Raw genomic sequence first — 206 nt, forward strand, 5'->3', positions numbered from 1 at the left:
CGGTTTTCCTGTCCGGGCGCGCACATCAGCTGGAGGTAGTCAACCATAATCAGGGCGGGTTTACCGTATTTGCGGGTATAGCGGCGGGCACGGGCGCGTAATAGTGCGGGCGTCTGGTGACTGCAATCATCAATCACCAGACGATGATCCCAGCGGGCAAACTGATCCAGACTCTGGCTTATGCGACCCCACTGCTCATCATCCAG

1 protein-coding gene is annotated in these 206 nt (G+C 57.8%); it reads right to left on the bottom strand.

The window, feature by feature from the left end; translation table 11 throughout:
* A partial coding sequence (locus tag FE394_RS20130) for a DnaB-like helicase C-terminal domain-containing protein (protein WP_319927578.1) occupies window positions 1-206 on the bottom strand: 206 nt, incomplete at both ends.

It is taken from the genome of Xenorhabdus littoralis, assembly GCF_033949345.1.
Taxonomy (GTDB): Bacteria; Pseudomonadota; Gammaproteobacteria; order Enterobacterales; family Enterobacteriaceae; genus Xenorhabdus; species Xenorhabdus littoralis.